This is a genomic window from Neopoerus faecalis (genome assembly GCF_029218125.1).
Classification (GTDB): Bacteria; Bacillota; Clostridia; order Oscillospirales; family Oscillospiraceae; genus Oscillibacter; species Oscillibacter faecalis_A.
Genome location: NZ_JARFXX010000015.1, coordinates 14,650 through 31,539 on the forward strand (window position 1 = coordinate 14,650; position 16,890 = coordinate 31,539).

The following is a 16,890-nucleotide window of genomic DNA, read 5'->3' on the forward strand; positions in this document are numbered from 1 at the left end:
TGTCCTCCTTTGTTTTTTGTATCTCAGCGCCATGGATCTGATGCCGTTATACTACCGGACAAAGGCGGTTGCGGCCACCAGCTATCCCGCAACCTTTCGTTGCAAGGCCCGATTTTTCAAGGAAAACAGCTCTATCCTCAGTCCTTTGTCAGCACATCGGAGAGGTCCAGCGGCTTTCCGTCCGCCCACAGGCGCTCCAAATCGTAAAAGGCACGGGCCTCGGCGCTGAACACATGGACGCAGACGCAGCCGTAGTCCAACAGCACCCATGTTCCATCCCGATAGCCCTCCCGGCGCAGCGGCAGCTCGCCTGCCTGCTCCTTCAGTGTCTTTTCCACAGCGCCGCACAGCGCATTGATCTGGGTGTTGGAGCTGCCGGTAGCGATCACAAAATAATCCGCCAGCGTGGTGATATCCGTGATCTCAATAGCGGCGATCTCCTTGCCCTTCTTTTCGTCCAGCGCCTTTGCGGCCAGAACGGCCAGTTCCTTCGGTGTCATCATATCGTTTGTTTCCTTTCTTTTATCAGGCCGCAGGCAGCGGCTCCCCGGTCACGGGGTCCAATCCCTGATTCGCATCGGGCGTTGCGGGCTCCTCCGGCGGCACCACGATGATGCCGGGATCTTCCGGCTTGTCCGGTGTCTCCGGACTGCCGGTGCCCGTCTCTCCCCCGGTGGAGCCGGAGGGGTCTGTGGTCTCCGTCCCCGTCCCCGGCGCTTCCGGTGTGGCCGGGGTCTCCGGCGTGGGTTCAGACGGTGTTTCAGACGGCGTCTCCGTTCCCGGCTCCGTTTCCGACGGCGGTGTCACGATCTCCCCGGTGTCCGGGTCCACCAGATTGCCGTTTTCATCGGTAATATAGTCCTTTTCCGACTCATCCTTCTTGCCGCTGCCGATGAGCGTCGGCGCCTTGGCCGCAGCGCTGTCCTCCACCCGCCCGGTGGTGGAGCTGAGGCTCCCGTCCGCGTTGACGGACATAATATCCAGGTCCGACAGCGTAAAGACCTCCTTAAAGGGACTGAGCTGATTATTTACAATGTCCAGCAGCTTCCCGGCAATAGGCACCACATAATCCAGATAAAAGTCCTTGCCCAACTGCTTGCTGTAAACCCGGCTGTAGGCCGCAACGCCCTTGTAGGGCATGGTCAAAAACGTCACATTGTCCATGCTCAATCCGCCGGGAAACGCCTGCTTGCCGAACCACAGGATATTCTGGAAGCTCAGGTCCGTTTCCACGGATTCTTCAAACACCTTGGCGATCTTGCCGATGTTCAGCACGTTCTTCGGCTGCATCATCTGCTTGATGACCGCCTTCAGGAAGTTCTGCTGCAATTCCATACGGCCCGCGTCTCCGACGCCGCCCTTGTTATAGCCGTAGGGACTGTCATGGTCATTCTTACGCCAGCGGATGACCTGCATGGCATCGTCACCGTCCAAATGCCGCAGGCCCGCCGGCTGCTCAATGACCAGATTCTGCGCCGGGTCATGGTAATCCATGGGATAGGGCACGTCAAAATCCACACCGCCGATGGCGTCCACGATCTTGCCAACGGCCTCCCATTCCACAATGACCTGATAATCCGGCTCAAAGCCCACCAATTGTGAAATTTCTTTATAAAGCGCCTTGATGCCCTTTTCCCCGCCGCCGTTCATATTGTAAACGGAGTTGATCTTCTTGACATCCCAGCTCACGTTCACCATGGTGTCCCGGGGGATAGACATGACAGTGGCCTTCTGGTTCGTTACATCGTAGCTTGCCAGCAGCATCGTGTCGGTGTTTCCGCCGCCGCCGGTGTCCCGACCCAGAATCAGCACCGTGTAATAATCCTGACTCTTGCGCTCACCGCTGACTCTGGGCTGCACGCCATCGCCATAGTCAATGACGTCCTCGCCCTGCGTATCGCCGCCTTGCGTGTCCTCTCCTTTATTGGGCAGCTCCGGCTTTACAAACAGCGTTTTCAGCGTAACCGTTACCGCCAGTGCTGCGGCCAAAACCGCCACCAGCACCAGCAGCCACTTCTGCCCCCGGCTCAGGCGGCTGGGACGCTTCTCCTTCGCTTCTTTTTTCTGTATCCGCTTTCCGTTTTGTTCTGACATGGGTTTATCTCTTTCCTTTCAGCCAGTCCCGCGCCTCAATGGTCGCATGGTGGACGGGATTTCCCATTTCCGTCATCTCTTGGACCGTCATTTCCAGCCCCATCAACAGGCCCCGGTCCAAATCCTCATACACACATTTGCGGAGCACCTCCACCCCCGGAAAATCCCGGGATGGCTCAATGTAATCCGCAAGATAAATGATTTTCTCCAGCAGCGTCATATCCGCATGGCCGGTGGTGTGCCACCAAATAGCGCTGTAAATTTCATCGTCCACGCCGTAAATGTCCCTTGCAATGGCCGCGCCGGTCTTTGCGTGGAGGAGCTTCAGGGCCTTCTGCTCCAGCTCGTCCAGCTCAATGCCATATTTACGGCACAGCGCCAGCTGCTCCTCCATCTCCAGCTTCTTCGTGCAGTCATGCAGCAGCGCAGCCACTCTTGCCTTTTCAATATCCGCGCCATAGCGCTCTGCCAGCCGGATCGCCTCCTGCTCCGTTCCCAGCACATGGGGGATGCGCTTATGCTTGAGATAGCTCAGCGCCACAGGGCGAAGCTGTGAGAGCGTCAGATGCTTCAAATCGGCATTTGTTCCGTAGAGATGGTTCCGCAGAATATAGCCGTACACCGCCGGCGGCAGCAGGTTTTCTCCCGTTCCCTCTGCCAGCCGCTCCCGCAGCTCTGTGGAGGATATGTCAATAACGCCGGGGACCGTCAGCGTGAAAATTCGGATATCCGGGTACTCATAGTACAGCCGGTCCCGCTGCACAGAAAACAGCGGCTCCATATCTTCCTCCGTCCGTCCGAAAGCGGCAATGCCCGCCAGGGACGCGACCTTTTCCGGCTCATGCCAGGTCTGGAAGCTCAGGAACATATCCGCCCCCATCAAAAGCCAGAGCTCATCGTCAGGATACAGTGCCTTCAGCTCCACCAGTGTATCGGAGGTATAGCTTTTCCCTCCGCGCCGCAGCTCTATGTCCAGCGTTTCCACCTTGCCGCCAAGGCCCAACTGTTCCCCCGCCAAGCGGGTCATTTCCAGCCGCTGCTCCGCAGTGGAGCTGCCCTCCGGCAGTGCCTTATGGGGCGGGATGCTGGCGGGAATCAGCAACAGCTTGTCCAGCTTCAGCATGGAAAACACCGCCGCAGCCGCCGTCAAGTGTCCCAGATGCGGCGGATTGAATGTCCCGCCGTAAATACCGATTTTCAAGATGCTCCCCTCTTTTTATCTCAGGCGTTTGCCCGTTTTTTTGCCGGCTTCACCAGTTGAATCCGCTTCTCCTTCGGCTTGCTGTGGGTCTCCCGGTACAGTACAAATTTCGTACCGATGACCTGCACCACCTCGCTGCGGGTAGCCGCCGCCAGCTCCTGTGCCGCAAGGCGTGCATCATACTCAATATTGTTTTCAAGGACACGGCCCTTGATGAGCTCCCGGGCCTCCAGTGCATCGTCGGCCTGCTTGATGAGGTTTTCGCCGATTCCGTCCTTCCCCACATGGATGATGGTGTCGATGGTGTTGGCCAGTCCGCGAAGCTGTGCCCTCTGCTTGCTTGTCAGTTCCATAAAAATCCTTTCATTGGGCCGTTTCCGTCCAATATTCTCTAATTTTTTCCAAATCGTCCTCCCGCAGCCATTCCTCGGAAAAGCCGCAGCCACAGCAGATATAGCGGTCCACCGGTGCACTCCGAAAGCCACCCGTCACAAAATTCTGTGTGCTGTCCATGGTACTCCTGATTCCGCCGGGGACCCGTACGATGTCCGCTCCCTTGCATTTGGGGCATACACCTGCTTTTTTCATGGAACAGTTCCTCCCTTTGAAACGGTTCTGCTTATTAGACGTTTATTTCCGCAAATATGTTTCCAATTTTTTTGTAAATTCCCGCAAGGCCTTGCCCCGGTGGGAGATCTCTGCCTTTTCCTCTTGGGTCAGCTGTGCAAAGGTCTTTGCCTTGTCAGGCACGAAAAACACCGGGTCATAACCAAAGCCCCCCTCGCCCATCGGTGCAAAGGCGATGGTGCCGGGGGCCTGTCCCTCCGCCGTGATGGTATCCCCGTTAGGAAACACGCAGGCAATGGCGCAGGTAAAATGAGCCGCCCGGCTGGTCTGCCCCCGCATATTCTCCAGCAGCAGCATATACCGTCCCCTGTCATCCAGCCCCTCGCCGCCGTACCGGGCGGAGTACACACCGGGGCCGCCGTTGAGGGCGTCCACGCAGAGGCCGGAGTCATCAGCAATGGCCGGGAGTTTCGCAAGCTCACAGATGGCTCTGGCCTTCAACATAGCGTTTTCCGCAAACGTGGTGCCGGTTTCCTCCACCTCCACAGTGATTCCAAGCTCCTTGGGGCTGACAACCTCTACGCCGAACTGCCCTAAAATGGCGCTCATCTCCCGGACCTTATTAGGATTGTGTGTTGCAAGTACAAATTTCATACCGTTGTTTCCTCCTTGGCTGCCATACGGTCCAGAGCGCGGTTGCGGAAGGTCAGCGCAAGGTCGATGCTCACCATCAGGATGTCCGCCACATAGAACGCAGCCACGTATGTAATATTTCCGCTGATAAACTTCCCGGCAAGACCGCACAGATAGCCGATGATAATCACGATCTCAAACATCACACTCTTGCCCTTGGCAGTCCTTGCCCGCAGAGACTTTGTAATATTGAACGGCCATGACAGGCCAAAGCAGACCAGCATGATCGTTTCAAAAATCTGTGCCATCGTACCGCGCTCCTTATCCCAGTATCTGCTTCTGGAGCTTCAGCAGTTCCCGGTTGCCCTTGGCGCACAGGCGCACCAGTTCCTGCTGCTCCGCCAGTGTAAAGGCCCGGCCCTCGCCAGTTCCCTGAAGCTCAATGATCTCGCCCAGCTCGTTCATCACGCAGTTCAGATCCACCTGTGCGCGGCTGTCCTCGCTGTACTGAAGGTCCAGCATGGGCTGCTCGTCCACGATTCCAGCGGAAACGCCTGTCACAAAATGCCGGATAGGGCTGGACCCGAGATATCCGTCCTCCACCAGTTTCCGGCAGGCCAGAGCCAGCGCGATAAAGCCGCCGGTAACGGAGGCCGTGCGGGTGCCGCCGTCACCCTGCAGCACATCGCAGTCGATGTTGATGGTCCGCTCACCCAAGGCCTTCCTATCCACGGCAGCCCGAAGACTGCGGCCCACAAGCCGCTGGATTTCCGCGCTGCGAGGGCTTAGTTTCAGCTTGGCAATGTCCCGCTTGCTGCGCTCCCGGTTTGCCCGGGGCAGCATGGAGTATTCCGCCGTGACCCAGCCCTCGCCCTCGGGAACATGGGGCGGTGTCTTGTCCTCAATGCTGGCGCAGCAAAGCACCTTGGTGTCGCCGCACTCAATGAGGCAGCTCCCCTCCGGGAATTTCACAAAATCCGTGGTGATTTTAATAGGGCGCAGCTCGTCATACGCCCGTCCGTCCTGTCTTGTCATCGCTGTTTTCTCCCCCTTCTCAGATGATAGCCTCCGCGTAATCATGCGCGTCAAAGGGCTTCAAATCGTCAATGCCCTCGCCCACACCGGCCAGCTTCACAGGCACACCCAGCTCCCGGGCGATGGCTACCACAATTCCGCCCTTGGCCGTTCCATCCAGCTTTGTCAGGACAATGCCGGTCAGCCCTGCGGTCTCCTTGAAGCTCCGGGCCTGAAGCAAGCCGTTCTGTCCGGTGGTAGCGTCCAGCACCAGCAACGTCTCCCGGTCGCAGCCGGGGCACTCCCGGTCAATGATCTTGGATAGCTTACCAAGCTCCGCCATAAGATTTGCCTTGTTGTGGAGGCGCCCCGCCGTATCGCACAGCACTACGTCCACGTTCCGGGCCTTAGCCGCCTGCAATGCGTCAAACAGCACCGCGCCGGGGTCCGCCCCCTCGTACTGGCGGACGATCTCGCAGCCGGCCCGCTCCGCCCAGATTTCCAACTGATCGGCAGCGGCGGCGCGGAACGTGTCCGCCGCGCACAGCAGCACACGCTTTCCCTGCTTTTTCAGGCTGGCCGCCACCTTGCCAATGGAGGTGGTTTTGCCAACGCCGTTGACGCCGATAAAAATGCACACGCTGGGCTTTGTGTCCAGCTTCAGCGCGGTATCGCCCACATCCATTTCCTCGGCCAAAATTTCTCGGAGCCCCTCCCGGACAGCCTCCTGTCCTTCAAGATGCTCCCGGCGCACCTTAGTGCGGAGCTTTTCCACGGCGTCCGTGGCGGCATCCACGCCGAGGTCCGCCATAATGAGCGTTTCCTCCAGCTCCTCAAAGAACGCCTCGTCCGCCTCCGTAAAGCCGGAGAACAGGCTGCTGGTGATTTTTTTCAGTTTGTCAAAAAAGCCCATCGTGAACTCCTTTTTATTTGATTTTCAGTTCCTTCGCCATATCGTTGAGATTGATGGTCAGAATCTTGGAAACGCCCTGCTCCTGCATGGTCACGCCATAAAGCACATCCGCGCCCTCCATGGTGCCGCGCCGATGGGTGATGACGATGAACTGCGTCTTATCCGCAAGCGTCCGCATATAGCGCGCGGTCCGCACCACGTTGGCCTCGTCCAGTGCCGCCTCGATCTCGTCCATAATGCAAAACGGCGTGGGGTGCACCTTCAAAATAGCAAAATACAGCGCAATAGCCACAAACGCCTTCTCTCCGCCGGAGAGCAGCGAGATGGTCTTCAGCGTCTTTCCCGGCGGCTGGGCCTTGATTTCAATGCCGCATTCCAGAATGTTCTCCGGGTCCTCCAGCTCCAGCTTAGCCTGTCCGCCGCCGAAAAGCTCCGTGAACGTTGTCTCAAAGCTCTCGCTGAGCAGCTTGAACTGCCGGCCGAAAATATCCATCATCTGCGTTGTGATCTCCCGAATGATTCCGGTCAGCTCGCCCTTTGCCTTTTCCACATCGTTGCGCTGATCCGTCAGGTAGGTATACCGTCCGTTCACCCGCTCAAATTCCTCGATGGCGCCGATGTTAATGGTGCCGAGGCCATTGATCTCCCGCTTCAGCTCCGCCACCCGGCGGGATGCTTTCTGTACGCTTTCCAGCTCAATTCGCTGGGCCGCAGCGTCGGAATGGCTCAGCTCATAGGTTTCCCACAGCTTGTCCAATATCTGCTTTTCCTCCATGGCGGAGGTAGCCAGCTTACTTTCCAGTCTCGACGCCGCCCGTTCCAAATTCAGCAGCGTCTCGTTCATCTCCTGACCGGCCCGGGTCTTGGCGGTGCGTTCCGCCTCCAGCGCGATTTTTTCCTGACTGATGGTCTGCAGGCGCTGCCGTGCGTCCTCGCCCTGTGCACGCAGAGCAGTCTGCGCGTCCGTTCTCTGCCGGATATCCGCCTGCGCCGTTTCGATCTGCTCCCGATAGCGCTTCAGCGCCGCCTCCTTTTGTTCCCGGTCTCCCGACAGGTCCTCCGCCAACTGCCGCAAATCAGCGGCGCGGCGGAGAATGCCCTCCCGGTTGGCGTTCAGGGAAGCCAACTCCGTCTTGCACGCGGTCACATTCTCCGCCAGACGCCCGGACTCCGCCAGCAGCTCGCTCTGGCCGGACAGCACGCGCTCCGCGCTCTCCCGCAGGGCTGCGGCCTCTGCTTCTCGCTCCGCTATGGTCTTTTCTGCCCCGGCGGCACGCTCCGCGTTCGCCCGCAGGCGTTCGTCAATGGCTGTCAGCTCACCGGTAAGGCTCTCAACGCTCTCCCGCAGTCCGGATAGGAGCATTTGAAATTGGTTTTGTACGCCCTCCAGCCGCAGGACCTCGTCCTCGGCGGCACGGCGCTGCGCCTCGGCGGTGGTCAGCTCATAGCGCGCCGCCTCCAGCTCCCGTCCGGCTGCCGCCTCCGCCACCTTGGCGTCCTCCAGCCGTTGATGCAGCTCCCCGATGCGGCTGTTCAGCCGTTCCAGCTCCGCTGTCCGGCTGAGCACTCCGGCACTGCGGCTGACAGAGCCGCCGGTCATGGATCCGCCCCGGTTGATGACCTGTCCGTCCAGCGTCACGATGCGGAAAGCGTTGCGGTATTTCCGCGCCATGGCGATACCACAGTCCAAATCCTCCGCAATGACCGTCCGTCCCAGCAAATTGTTGAAGATCTGCGTATACTTCGGGTCAAAGCACACCAACCGGGATGCAACGCCCACAAAGCCGAACTCCCGCTCCACGCCGTTTTCCCGCAGCTCCTCGCCGTGGATGGCGGTCAACGGCAAAAACGTTGCGCGTCCGCCGTCCCGCCTTTTCAGGAAGGCAATGGCGCTCTTGGCGTCCTCCTCCCGGTCCACCACGATGTTCTGAAGTCCCGCTCCCAGCGCAATCTCGATGGCAAGGGAATAACGGCTCTCCGTTTTTATCAGGCTTGCCACCGGGCCGTGAATGCCCCGCAGCTCGCCCTTGGCCTGACAGACCAGCTTTACGGCCTTGTTAAAGCCCTCGTAGTCCTTTTCCATTTCCGTCAGCAGACGGATACGGCTGTCCAGCGCGCCTGTGTCCATGGTGAGCTTCACGCGCTCATCTGCGGCAGCGGCGGCTTTTTTCTCCCGCTCCTTCATCCGCAGCGTGTGACCGCTGATGATATTCGCGGCGGCCTCCGCCTCGTCACGGGCATCCTCCAACGCCCGCCGGTTGGCCTTGGCCTCGGTTTCCTTTTCCGCCAGCTGCTTTTCCGCGGCGGCCTTGTCCGCCTCCGCCGCAAGGCGTCTTGTTTCGATTTGCTGATTCTCCGCCCGGATGGCGGCGGCCTCCGCCTTGGCGTCTGCGGCGGCTGCCGCCGCAATGGCTTCCCGGCTCCGTAGCGCCTCTGCCTCTGTGGACGCGCCGCCAGCCTTCTCCGCCGCTGCCTGTGCCTGAGCCAGCATTTGCGTGAGCTGTTCGCCCAGCGCTGCGGCCTGCGTTTCCAGCTCTGCCGCCTGTGCCTCCTGCTCCGCCGCCTGTGCCGCATAGCCGCCGGTGCGCTGCTCCGTTTCCGCCAGCTCCGCCTTGACCTGCCGCATATTTTCCTCCAGATGGCCGATGGTGCTCTCCAGCACCGCGATGGCGGAGTCCTCCTCCGCCGCCTTGGCATCCAGTTCCGCAAGGCCGCTTCGCAGCGTTTCGGCCTCCATATCCTTTTCCTGCATCCGCCTGCCGAACTGCTCCGTTTCGGCAAACAACGCGTCCATGGCGGAGCGGGCCTCGTCCCGCTGCCCCTCGGCGTCCCGCAGGTCGGTTTCCAGCTTGCGGGCATCCCGCTTCAGCGCCTCCAGATTTTCCAGCCACAGGGAAATTTCCAGCACGCGCATCTCATCCCGAAGGACCAGATATTTCTTCGCTGTTTCCGCCTGCGCCCGCAACGGCTCTACCTGAAGCTCCAATTCGGCAATCTTATCGTTGATGCGGACGAGGTTTTCCTCCGTCCGCTCCAGCTTCCGCTCCGCCTCCTCTTTCCGGTGGCGGTACTTCGAGATTCCGGCGGCCTCCTCAAAAATCTCCCGGCGGTCCGTGCTTTTCGTGGACAAGATTTCGTCCACACGGCCCTGCCCCACGATGGAGTAGCCCTCCCGGCCCATGCCGGTGTCCATGAACAGCTCCGTCACGTCTTTCAGCCGGGCGGACTGGCGATTGATGTAATATTCGCTCTCCCCGCTGCGGTAATAGCGCCGGGTGACCGCCACCTCCGCCTCCTCTAAGGACGGGAAAATATGGCCGGTGTTGTCCAGTACCAGCGTCACCTGCGCGAAGCCTACCGGCGCGCGCTTCTCCGTTCCGCCGAAGATCACATCCTCCATCTTGCCGCCCCGCAGCGCCTTGCTGGACTGCTCGCCCATGACCCAGCGAATCGCGTCGGAGATATTGGACTTGCCGGAGCCGTTAGGACCGACGATGGCGGTGATGTCCTCGCCGAATGTGAGCACCGTTTTATCGGGAAACGATTTAAACCCCTGCAATTCGAGGGCCTTCAGGTACATTCTGTCACCTCGCCATAGCTTTTCATACTTTAACTAAGATACTATAGCAGAAAAGCCCTTTTATTTCAAGGGAAATCTGTTGCTTTTCCGGGTAAAACGGCCTATTCTGCGCGATTTGCCTCTAACCGGACCGTCACCTGCCCGGGCCGCAGAGCACCGTGCTCCCACAGGACGGACAACAGCTGTCCTCGGTTCACTCCCTTCGGGAGACACGCCTCAATGGAGGGCGGCAGCAGTAACACCGGCAGCGGCAGCTGCTCGTCATACAGCGGCAAAAAGCTGCCGCCCGCCGCCTCGACCGGGTCAAAGGCGATCTGTACAGCGGCCTCTGCCATCTGCTCCGCCGTTGGATTGAGCAAAACAGACACGCCGTACTCCCGCCGAAGACGGCGACACAGCTCTTCACCGCCAAAGGGAACGGTCAGCAGCAAATAGCGGTGGCGCAGCGCCAGCTCCGTCACCGTCCGCACTACCTCGCCGGAGAGTGCGTTGGCCGTTACCAGCACCCGTGCCCCACCGGGCGGCTGCTGCCGCAGCCGCAGCAACTCACCGGCCCAATCCGCCGCTATCGCCCGCCGCAGTGCTAATGTACTTACCGGCCGCAGTCCCTTGGGAAGTACGTCCGCCGCGCTGCCCTCCGGCAGCACTACCCGCTCCACACCCTGCCGCAGCAGCCTTCGCCCCGCTGTCCGCAGGCGGTGGCTCCGCGCCACCGCCGCCGTGCGCTCCAGCGCCGTGACCTCCCCGCAGAGAAAGCGGACATGGAGCACGCTTATTTCCTTCATACGCACCGGACGCAAGCCGTGTCCCGCCCGGTCCCAGATAAGCATTCCAATCATAAAAACAGCCTCCTGTCCCATGGTATGGAACAGGAGGCTGTTTCAGAACGTTTCTGACTGCTTACTTCTTTTTCAATTCACCGAGAATGCAGAGTCCCATGGCCAGCACCGGCAGCAGCACCCGCAGGTACAACATCTGCCAATCGCCGCCAAAATTCACATCGATCAAAAGGCCCACCAGCCATGCGGCCAGCGTAGCCGCGGTCGCTTTCAGGTACATCTGCAATTCTCCCTTTCTTAGCTTCCCACAGAAGAGCCAGAGAGGGTATACCCCGTCAGATAGCCCTTCTTGGGGGCTGCACCGTGGCTCAAGGGGTTCACGCGAACGCCGCCCTCTACCACCTCAAAATGCAGGTGCGGGCCGGTAGAATGGCCGGTAGAGCCGGTAATACCGATGGTCTGTCCCTGCTGGACATAGGTGCCTACGCTGACCTTGATACTGCTCATGTGGGCGTACAGCGTAGTATTGCCGGTGCCGTGGGAAATGACCACATAGTTGCCGTAGGAGCTGGAGCGCTGTGCCACAATGACCGTACCCGCCTTGGCGGCGTAAACCGGACTGGTGTAGCCCACCCGGCCAATATCCGTTCCCTTGTGGTTCGTGGAACCAACGCCGCCGGGGGAGCTGCGCCCGCCCACGGTGGAAGTGATGTACCGGCTGTCCACCGGCCAGATGTAGCCGCCGGGGTTTGTGTTATAGTTCTTCCCCTCCGCCGCCATCTGTTCCTCCAGTTGCTTCTGGAGCTGCTTGACCTGCTGCTCGATTCGGCGCTCCTCAGCCTCCAGATCCTTCAGGGTTGCCTGATACTCTGCGGCGTTGTCATCAATTTCCCTAACGAGCTTATTGGCCTCGTCCCGCTGACTGCTAAGCTGCCGCTTCTGGCTCTCTAAAGACGCCTTCGCCGCCTCCAAATCAGCCTTACTTGCCTCAAGCCCTGTCTTTTTTTCCTCGATTTCTGCCTGAAGCGCCTGCAGATCGTCAATAACCTTCTGGTCATAGTCCATGACCTCATTGACGATATCCAGCCGCCCCAACAGGTCAGAAAAGCTGGTGGCCTTAAACAGCACAGACCAGTAACTCACTGTTCCCTGCTCCTCCATCTCCCGGACGCGCTTGCAGAACAGGTCATACTGGTCGGCCTCCCGCTGCTCCGCGTCGGCCAACTCATCCTCCGCCTGCAAGATCAGTGCGTTATAATCTGTAATCTGGGATTCCGTGTTGCTGATCTGTGAGGTTGTATTTGCGATTTGCTGATCCAGTAGATTTTTCTTTTGCAGCGCCGCCGCCTTGTCATCCTTCAGGTCATTGAGCTTGCTTTGAATCTCCTTCTGCTTTTTGTCAAGGTCCAAGGCGCTGCCTTTCAGCGCGTCGATATCTGCCTGCGTCACCTTGGCCGCCATGGCGGGTGCAGTGTCCACCGTCAGCAGCACCAGCATACAGACAAGAGCGGTCAATGACCGCAAAAAGCGTTTGCCCTTTTTCATTGCCGCCTCCTTACACCTGCAAAAAGCGGCGGATGGCGGAAAGGCTTCCCCCTACGCCGATGAGGATGCCCGCTGCCAGAAAGACTCCCGCCACCGGCTGCCAGAGCTGTGCAAAGGGCACCACGGAAATAAGCTGCAGCGTATCACTCTCGCCAACGCCCTTGGCAATGGCCTCGTAAAGTCCCCATTGCAGCAAAAACGCCAGCACAGCACCGGTGAGACCCAGCATAAAGCCCTCATACACAAAGGGCCAGCGGATAAAGCCGTTGGTAGCACCCACCATTTTCATAATGGCGATCTCGTCCTTGCGGTCAAAGGTGGTGAGCTTGATGGTGTTGGAAATGATGAACACGGATACCACAAACAGCACCGCGATCAGTGCCACACAGATAACCGTGGCGATATTGCGTATGGTGATAAAGCCGCCGGCCAGCTCCTCATAGGCATTGACCTTGGCAATGCCCGTCACAGCCTTGATCTGCGTTACGGTCTGGCTCTGCCTTGTCAAATCCTTGACCTTAATGGCATACCTGTCCCGCAGAATACTGGGGTCCAAGTCCTGAAAATAATCCTCATCAGGATATTTTGCGATGAAGTCCTCCATGGCCTGTTCCTTTGTGATGAACGTGGCGGAGGCCACATTGTCCACGGCCTCCAGCCGGCTTTGCAGCGCTTTTGCCTGCGCCTGTGTGTAATTCTCGTCCACGTAGGCCAGAATCTCATTGTCCCGCTCCAGGTCCTTGAGCTGCGCGTCCGCGTTCACCGCCACCAGCGTAAACGTCCCCATGATCAAAAGGCACGCCACCGTAATGCCGATGGCCGCAAAAGACATGAAGCCGTGGCTGAACATATTGGAAATGCCCTCGTGGAAGAAATATCCGAAATCATGCCTTCTCATGGATATGCCCTCCCACATAGCCGCCGACGCTGTCATTGATGATACATCCCTTGTCGATGGTAATGACCCGCTTGCCGAATTTATTCACCAAATCCTTTTCATGGGTCACCACCAGCACCGTTGTACCAAGCTGGTTGATCTTCACCAGCAGCGTCATGATCTCCATAGAGCGCTCCGGGTCAAGGTTTCCGGTAGGCTCGTCAGCGATAATGGTGCTGGGATTGTTCACCAGCGCCCGGGCAATAGCCACCCGCTGCTGCTCACCGCCGGAAAGCTCGTTGGGATAGCTCTCCGCCTTCTGCTCCAGCCCCACCAGCAGCAGCACGTATGCAATACGGTTCTTGATCTCCTTCATAGGCATCCCCACAGCCCGCATGACAAATTCCAGATTTTCATACACGGTTTTCTTTTCAATGAGCCGGAAATCCTGAAAAATAATTCCCAGTGTGCGGCGCATCATGGGAATCTGCCGCTCGGCAATATTGTTGACGGAAAAGCCGTTAATCATAATGCGCCCCGCCGTGGGAATTTCCTCCCCGGTGAGCATTTTGATGATGGTGGACTTCCCCGAGCCGGAGGGTCCTACCAGAAACACAAATTCACCATCCTCAATGGTGGTGCTGATACCCCGGATGGCCCGGGTACCGTTTGGGTACTCCATTTCTACGTCCTTCAGCCGAATCATAGGGCAATTCTCCTTTTATCTGACACGGGACTCGGATACGCTCGTATTCAGGTCTACATAATTCTACACATGGTTTCATTATATACGGACTTTCGCCGCAATGCAACCGGCGTCCGAAAATCTTCCCAAGTTTTTCTGCGGAAAATTTTTCCATACATTCATGCCAATCATTACTATGGACAAATATGTCTGCCGACGTGTTTCACCGGCACAAAAAAATTCCATGGACCTGACAGTCCATGGAATTTCGTATTTTTTTGTTCAGGACTCGATGCCCCGGCTGGTCAGATACTTCTTGACCATCAGCGCCACCTTAAAAGTGATGGCATCGTCAAACTCCCGCAGGTCCAGTCCCGTGAGCTTCTTGATCTTCTCAAGACGGTACACCAGCGTATTGCGGTGGACAAAGAGCTTCCGTGCCGTTTCGGAAACGTTCAGGTTGTTTTCAAAGAACTTGTGGATGGTAAAGAGCGTTTCCTTATCCAGTGCGTCAATGGGGTTCTTCTTAAATACCTCCTGCAAAAACATCTCGCACAGCGTAGTGGGCAGCTGGTAGATCAGACGGCCGATACCCAAATTTTCGTAGTTGATGATATACTTTTCCGTGTCGAACACCTTGCCGACCTCAATGGCGATCTGCGCCTCCTTGTAGCTCTTGGCAAGGTCCCGCAGATGCGTGGCAATGGTGCCGATGCCGACAACCACCGTGCTCTCGCCGCCGACCCGCAACGCCTCCTCGATCTGGGCGGCGGTCTTGTTCAGCTCCTTGGAGCCGGCACCCTCCGGCAGCTGGCGAATCAGAACCACATCGCCCTCGCCCACGCTGAGCACAAAGTCATTCTGCCGGTCCGGGAACATATTCTGAATGGTCTCCGTGGGAACGGACTCGCCCTTTTGCAGACTTCGGATGGCAAACACGCCGCGGCTGACATAGGTAGCCACCCGCAGTTCCTTTGCCCGCATATAAATATCGCCCAGCATGATATTATCGGAGATGATGTCCTTTACAAAGGAACCCCGGTCATGCTTTTCCTCGTAATAGCTCTTGGCGGCGTTCAGCGCCACCGTGGCCATGGAGCAGATGGTCTTGCTGATCTCATTGTCTCCAAAGGCAAAGGCCGCATAGTCAAACTGATTGCCCCAGCCGCTGAGGGCCTTGAAGGTCTTACCGTCAAAGCAGACCATGCTGCCGGCAGCGCCGTTCACCGCCGCCACATACTCTCCCCAGCGCTGACCGATCATGGAAAGCTCGCTGCACGCGATCACAACGCCCTCACCGTCAATGACGCCAACGGTTCGGTCCGTGTTCTCCTTTAATTGCAGCACTACATTCTGAAAAATTCTCCCGGACATAGCTGTTCCTCCTCAACACGAAAAGCTCGGTATCACGCAGGAGCCGCCCACGCAACCTGTTTGTGCAATTTGTCAACGAAGATATTATAGCGATTTTTTTGTCGAATTGCAAGATGTTTTTTCTTTTTTCAACAAAAAATCGTTTCACTTTTTGGGCAAGTTTCGATTATTTCCATTTTCTCGGGCCAAATTTCCCAATCCGGCCTGCTCCTCCGGGGTCAAAAAGCGGTATGCACCCCTTGAAAGAAGCGGGTCTAATGTCAAATTGCCCATGCGGACCCGCTCCAAATAAAGCACCGACTTTCCAAGATATGCCATCATGCGTTTGATCTGATGGAACTTTCCCTCGCGGATGGTGATGTGAGCCTCGCTCTCCGCTCCGGCCGTGAGCAGCACCAGCTCTGCCGGTTGGCATTGCAGGCCATCGTCCAACCGCAGCCCTTCAGCGCAGGCGGCGCAGTCCTCGGCGGTCAGGCAGCCCTCCACCCGCAGATAGTATTCCTTATCAACATGCTTTTTAGGGGACAGCAGGTCATGGGCCAATCCGCCCTCGTTGGTCAGCAGCAACAGCCCCTCCGTGTCCTTGTCCAGCCGCCCCACCGGGAATAGCCCCTGCTTTTGCAGCTCCGGCGGCAGCAGGTCCAGCACTGTTTTGCCCCGGCCATCCTCCGTTGCGGAAAGATACCCTGCCGGTTTATTCAGCATCACCCACGTATACTGCCGCCATATCAGGCGCTCACCATTAACGCAGATATCAGCCGCCTCCGGGTCCGCCTTTTCCTCCGCGATTTTGGCCACGGCTCCGTTGACTGTGATCCTGCCCTGACGTACCAGCTCCTTCACCTCCCGCCGGGACCACCGCCCGGTGGAGGCAATCACCTTATCCAAGCGCTGCAATGCCATTGCCATCCCTCTCTTTCATTACGATTTTAGCATAAAGCACCCCAAAATGGAATAGTAACAAGCAGGAGGGATGTCTATGATGATTCAGGCAATTCGATTGACCCGCAAAAAGGCCGCGCTGGCGGTCATTGCCGCCGGCGTTTTGATAGCGGCGCTGATTCTGCTGCTGGGCCGGGGCGGCGAACCATCTGCCCAGCAGCCATTGCTCACTGGGAACGCAGAACGGGTCGCTTATCTTCAGGAGTTAGGCTGGGAGGTAGTAGAAGAACCAGTCACTACCCTACAATTTCTGCTTCCGCCGCAGCTCAAGGGCGATTACGTTGCCTATAATGCCCTGCAGCACACACAGGGCTTTGACTTAGAGCAATGCTGCGGAAAGCAGGTGACCCGCTACACCTACACCGTTACAAATTACCCCCAGCGCCCGGAGGGTGTGCAGCTCAATCTCTACATCTGCGAGGACCTGCCTGTTGCCGGTGACGTTGTCTGCACCGGCGCCGATGGCTTTCAGGATACGCTTATCTACCCCACTCCGACAGAATAGCGTCCCGCTTCCGCTTGTACTCCATAGGCATAGCCATGACTGCCCGCTTTCAACAGTCAAAACCTCCGGCTAAGCCGGAGGCTTGAGTAAGCCCTATAAGGGCTTTATGCGGACAAAGCCCCTTAAGGGGCCCGAAAAGATTTGCCGATTGCATTGCTTTCTCGGGCTACCCCTTAAGGGG

18 protein-coding genes are annotated in these 16,890 nt (G+C 58.0%); 1 reads left to right on the forward strand and 17 read right to left on the reverse strand.

Annotated elements, in window-relative coordinates; genetic code table 11:
* Positions 1-137 precede the first annotated feature (137 nt).
* From rsfS to PY311_RS12115, 17 genes are all read right to left on the reverse strand, one after another.
* Entirely contained in the window at positions 138-503 is a 366-nt protein-coding gene (rsfS, locus tag PY311_RS12035; RefSeq protein WP_434059948.1) for a ribosome silencing factor, read from the reverse strand.
* Positions 504-525: 22 nt separating this feature from the next.
* The gene (locus tag PY311_RS12040) at positions 526-2,094 is read right to left on the reverse strand and encodes an LCP family protein (RefSeq protein WP_286148944.1); all 1,569 of its coding nucleotides are present in this window, start codon (positions 2,092-2,094) and stop codon (positions 526-528) included.
* A gap of 4 nt (positions 2,095-2,098) precedes the next feature.
* On the reverse strand, positions 2,099-3,295 hold the full coding sequence (nadD, locus tag PY311_RS12045; RefSeq protein ID WP_286148945.1) for a nicotinate (nicotinamide) nucleotide adenylyltransferase: 1,197 nt from the start codon (positions 3,293-3,295) through the stop codon (positions 2,099-2,101).
* Between the two features lie 20 nt (positions 3,296-3,315).
* Positions 3,316-3,648 (reverse strand): ribosome assembly RNA-binding protein YhbY, encoded by a 333-nt coding sequence (yhbY, locus tag PY311_RS12050; protein ID WP_286148946.1) that lies wholly within the window; start codon positions 3,646-3,648, stop codon positions 3,316-3,318.
* A gap of 10 nt (positions 3,649-3,658) precedes the next feature.
* Positions 3,659-3,883 carry a hypothetical protein gene (locus PY311_RS12055; RefSeq protein ID WP_286148947.1) on the reverse strand — a complete coding sequence of 75 codons (225 nt, stop codon included), beginning with the start codon at positions 3,881-3,883 and terminating at the stop codon, positions 3,659-3,661.
* A gap of 42 nt (positions 3,884-3,925) precedes the next feature.
* Positions 3,926-4,516 (reverse strand): XTP/dITP diphosphatase, encoded by a 591-nt coding sequence (locus tag PY311_RS12060; protein WP_286148948.1) that lies wholly within the window; start codon positions 4,514-4,516, stop codon positions 3,926-3,928.
* Positions 4,513-4,803 (reverse strand): hypothetical protein, encoded by a 291-nt coding sequence (locus PY311_RS12065; RefSeq protein ID WP_286148949.1) that lies wholly within the window; start codon positions 4,801-4,803, stop codon positions 4,513-4,515. The genes PY311_RS12060 and PY311_RS12065 overlap by 4 nt, the downstream gene beginning before the upstream one ends.
* A gap of 13 nt (positions 4,804-4,816) precedes the next feature.
* A complete protein-coding gene (gene rph / locus PY311_RS12070) occupies positions 4,817-5,530 on the reverse strand; it encodes a ribonuclease PH (protein WP_286148950.1) in 714 nt (237 codons plus the stop codon).
* A 19-nt stretch (positions 5,531-5,549) separates the two neighbouring features.
* Positions 5,550-6,422 (reverse strand): signal recognition particle-docking protein FtsY, encoded by an 873-nt coding sequence (gene ftsY, locus PY311_RS12075; protein WP_286148951.1) that lies wholly within the window; start codon positions 6,420-6,422, stop codon positions 5,550-5,552.
* A 13-nt stretch (positions 6,423-6,435) separates the two neighbouring features.
* Positions 6,436-10,002 carry a chromosome segregation protein SMC gene (gene smc, locus PY311_RS12080; RefSeq protein WP_286148952.1) on the reverse strand — a complete coding sequence of 1,189 codons (3,567 nt, stop codon included), beginning with the start codon at positions 10,000-10,002 and terminating at the stop codon, positions 6,436-6,438.
* A 101-nt stretch (positions 10,003-10,103) separates the two neighbouring features.
* Positions 10,104-10,841: a hypothetical protein gene (locus tag PY311_RS12085; protein ID WP_286148953.1), complete on the reverse strand. Its 738-nt coding sequence runs from the start codon at positions 10,839-10,841 to the stop codon at positions 10,104-10,106.
* Positions 10,842-10,902: 61 nt separating this feature from the next.
* Complete coding sequence (locus PY311_RS12090; RefSeq protein WP_286148954.1) at positions 10,903-11,061, reverse strand: hypothetical protein; 159 nt, start codon at positions 11,059-11,061, stop codon at positions 10,903-10,905.
* A 17-nt stretch (positions 11,062-11,078) separates the two neighbouring features.
* Complete coding sequence (locus PY311_RS12095; protein ID WP_286148955.1) at positions 11,079-12,326, reverse strand: murein hydrolase activator EnvC family protein; 1,248 nt, start codon at positions 12,324-12,326, stop codon at positions 11,079-11,081.
* Positions 12,327-12,336: 10 nt separating this feature from the next.
* Complete coding sequence (gene ftsX / locus PY311_RS12100) at positions 12,337-13,224, reverse strand: permease-like cell division protein FtsX (RefSeq protein ID WP_286148956.1); 888 nt, start codon at positions 13,222-13,224, stop codon at positions 12,337-12,339.
* Positions 13,211-13,909, reverse strand: coding sequence for a cell division ATP-binding protein FtsE (gene ftsE, locus PY311_RS12105; RefSeq protein ID WP_286148957.1), 699 nt, complete (start codon positions 13,907-13,909; stop codon positions 13,211-13,213). Before ftsE ends, ftsX begins: the two co-directional genes overlap by 14 nt.
* A 261-nt stretch (positions 13,910-14,170) precedes the next feature.
* Positions 14,171-15,262: a PucR family transcriptional regulator gene (locus tag PY311_RS12110; protein ID WP_286148958.1), complete on the reverse strand. Its 1,092-nt coding sequence runs from the start codon at positions 15,260-15,262 to the stop codon at positions 14,171-14,173.
* 144 nt (positions 15,263-15,406) lie between these two features.
* Positions 15,407-16,165, reverse strand: coding sequence for a pseudouridine synthase (locus tag PY311_RS12115; protein WP_286148959.1), 759 nt, complete (start codon positions 16,163-16,165; stop codon positions 15,407-15,409).
* A gap of 76 nt (positions 16,166-16,241) precedes the next feature.
* Here PY311_RS12115 and PY311_RS12120 point away from each other — a divergent pair, with 76 nt between their 5' ends.
* Positions 16,242-16,709 (forward strand): DUF4830 domain-containing protein, encoded by a 468-nt coding sequence (locus PY311_RS12120; RefSeq protein ID WP_286148960.1) that lies wholly within the window; start codon positions 16,242-16,244, stop codon positions 16,707-16,709.
* The last annotated feature ends 181 nt before the right edge of the window (positions 16,710-16,890 follow it).

What these genes read in the sequence shown, in the direction of transcription:
- rsfS (WP_434059948.1), bottom strand. Translation starts at nt 503, where the DNA reads ATGATGACACCGAAGGAACTGGCCGTTCTGGCCGCAAAGGCGCTGGAC.
- PY311_RS12040 (WP_286148944.1), bottom strand. Translation starts at nt 2,094, where the DNA reads ATGTCAGAACAAAACGGAAAGCGGATACAGAAAAAAGAAGCGAAGGAG.
- yhbY (WP_286148946.1), bottom strand. Translation starts at nt 3,648, where the DNA reads ATGGAACTGACAAGCAAGCAGAGGGCACAGCTTCGCGGACTGGCCAAC.
- PY311_RS12055 (WP_286148947.1), bottom strand. Translation starts at nt 3,883, where the DNA reads ATGAAAAAAGCAGGTGTATGCCCCAAATGCAAGGGAGCGGACATCGTA.
- PY311_RS12060 (WP_286148948.1), bottom strand. Translation starts at nt 4,516, where the DNA reads ATGAAATTTGTACTTGCAACACACAATCCTAATAAGGTCCGGGAGATG.
- PY311_RS12065 (WP_286148949.1), bottom strand. Translation starts at nt 4,803, where the DNA reads ATGGCACAGATTTTTGAAACGATCATGCTGGTCTGCTTTGGCCTGTCA.
- rph (WP_286148950.1), bottom strand. Translation starts at nt 5,530, where the DNA reads ATGACAAGACAGGACGGACGGGCGTATGACGAGCTGCGCCCTATTAAA.
- ftsY (WP_286148951.1), bottom strand. Translation starts at nt 6,422, where the DNA reads ATGGGCTTTTTTGACAAACTGAAAAAAATCACCAGCAGCCTGTTCTCC.
- smc (WP_286148952.1), bottom strand. Translation starts at nt 10,002, where the DNA reads ATGTACCTGAAGGCCCTCGAATTGCAGGGGTTTAAATCGTTTCCCGAT.
- PY311_RS12085 (WP_286148953.1), bottom strand. Translation starts at nt 10,841, where the DNA reads ATGATTGGAATGCTTATCTGGGACCGGGCGGGACACGGCTTGCGTCCG.
- PY311_RS12090 (WP_286148954.1), bottom strand. Translation starts at nt 11,061, where the DNA reads ATGTACCTGAAAGCGACCGCGGCTACGCTGGCCGCATGGCTGGTGGGC.
- PY311_RS12095 (WP_286148955.1), bottom strand. Translation starts at nt 12,326, where the DNA reads ATGAAAAAGGGCAAACGCTTTTTGCGGTCATTGACCGCTCTTGTCTGT.
- ftsX (WP_286148956.1), bottom strand. Translation starts at nt 13,224, where the DNA reads ATGAGAAGGCATGATTTCGGATATTTCTTCCACGAGGGCATTTCCAAT.
- ftsE (WP_286148957.1), bottom strand. Translation starts at nt 13,909, where the DNA reads ATGATTCGGCTGAAGGACGTAGAAATGGAGTACCCAAACGGTACCCGG.
- PY311_RS12110 (WP_286148958.1), bottom strand. Translation starts at nt 15,262, where the DNA reads ATGTCCGGGAGAATTTTTCAGAATGTAGTGCTGCAATTAAAGGAGAAC.
- PY311_RS12115 (WP_286148959.1), bottom strand. Translation starts at nt 16,165, where the DNA reads ATGGCATTGCAGCGCTTGGATAAGGTGATTGCCTCCACCGGGCGGTGG.
- PY311_RS12120 (WP_286148960.1), top strand. Translation starts at nt 16,242, where the DNA reads ATGATGATTCAGGCAATTCGATTGACCCGCAAAAAGGCCGCGCTGGCG.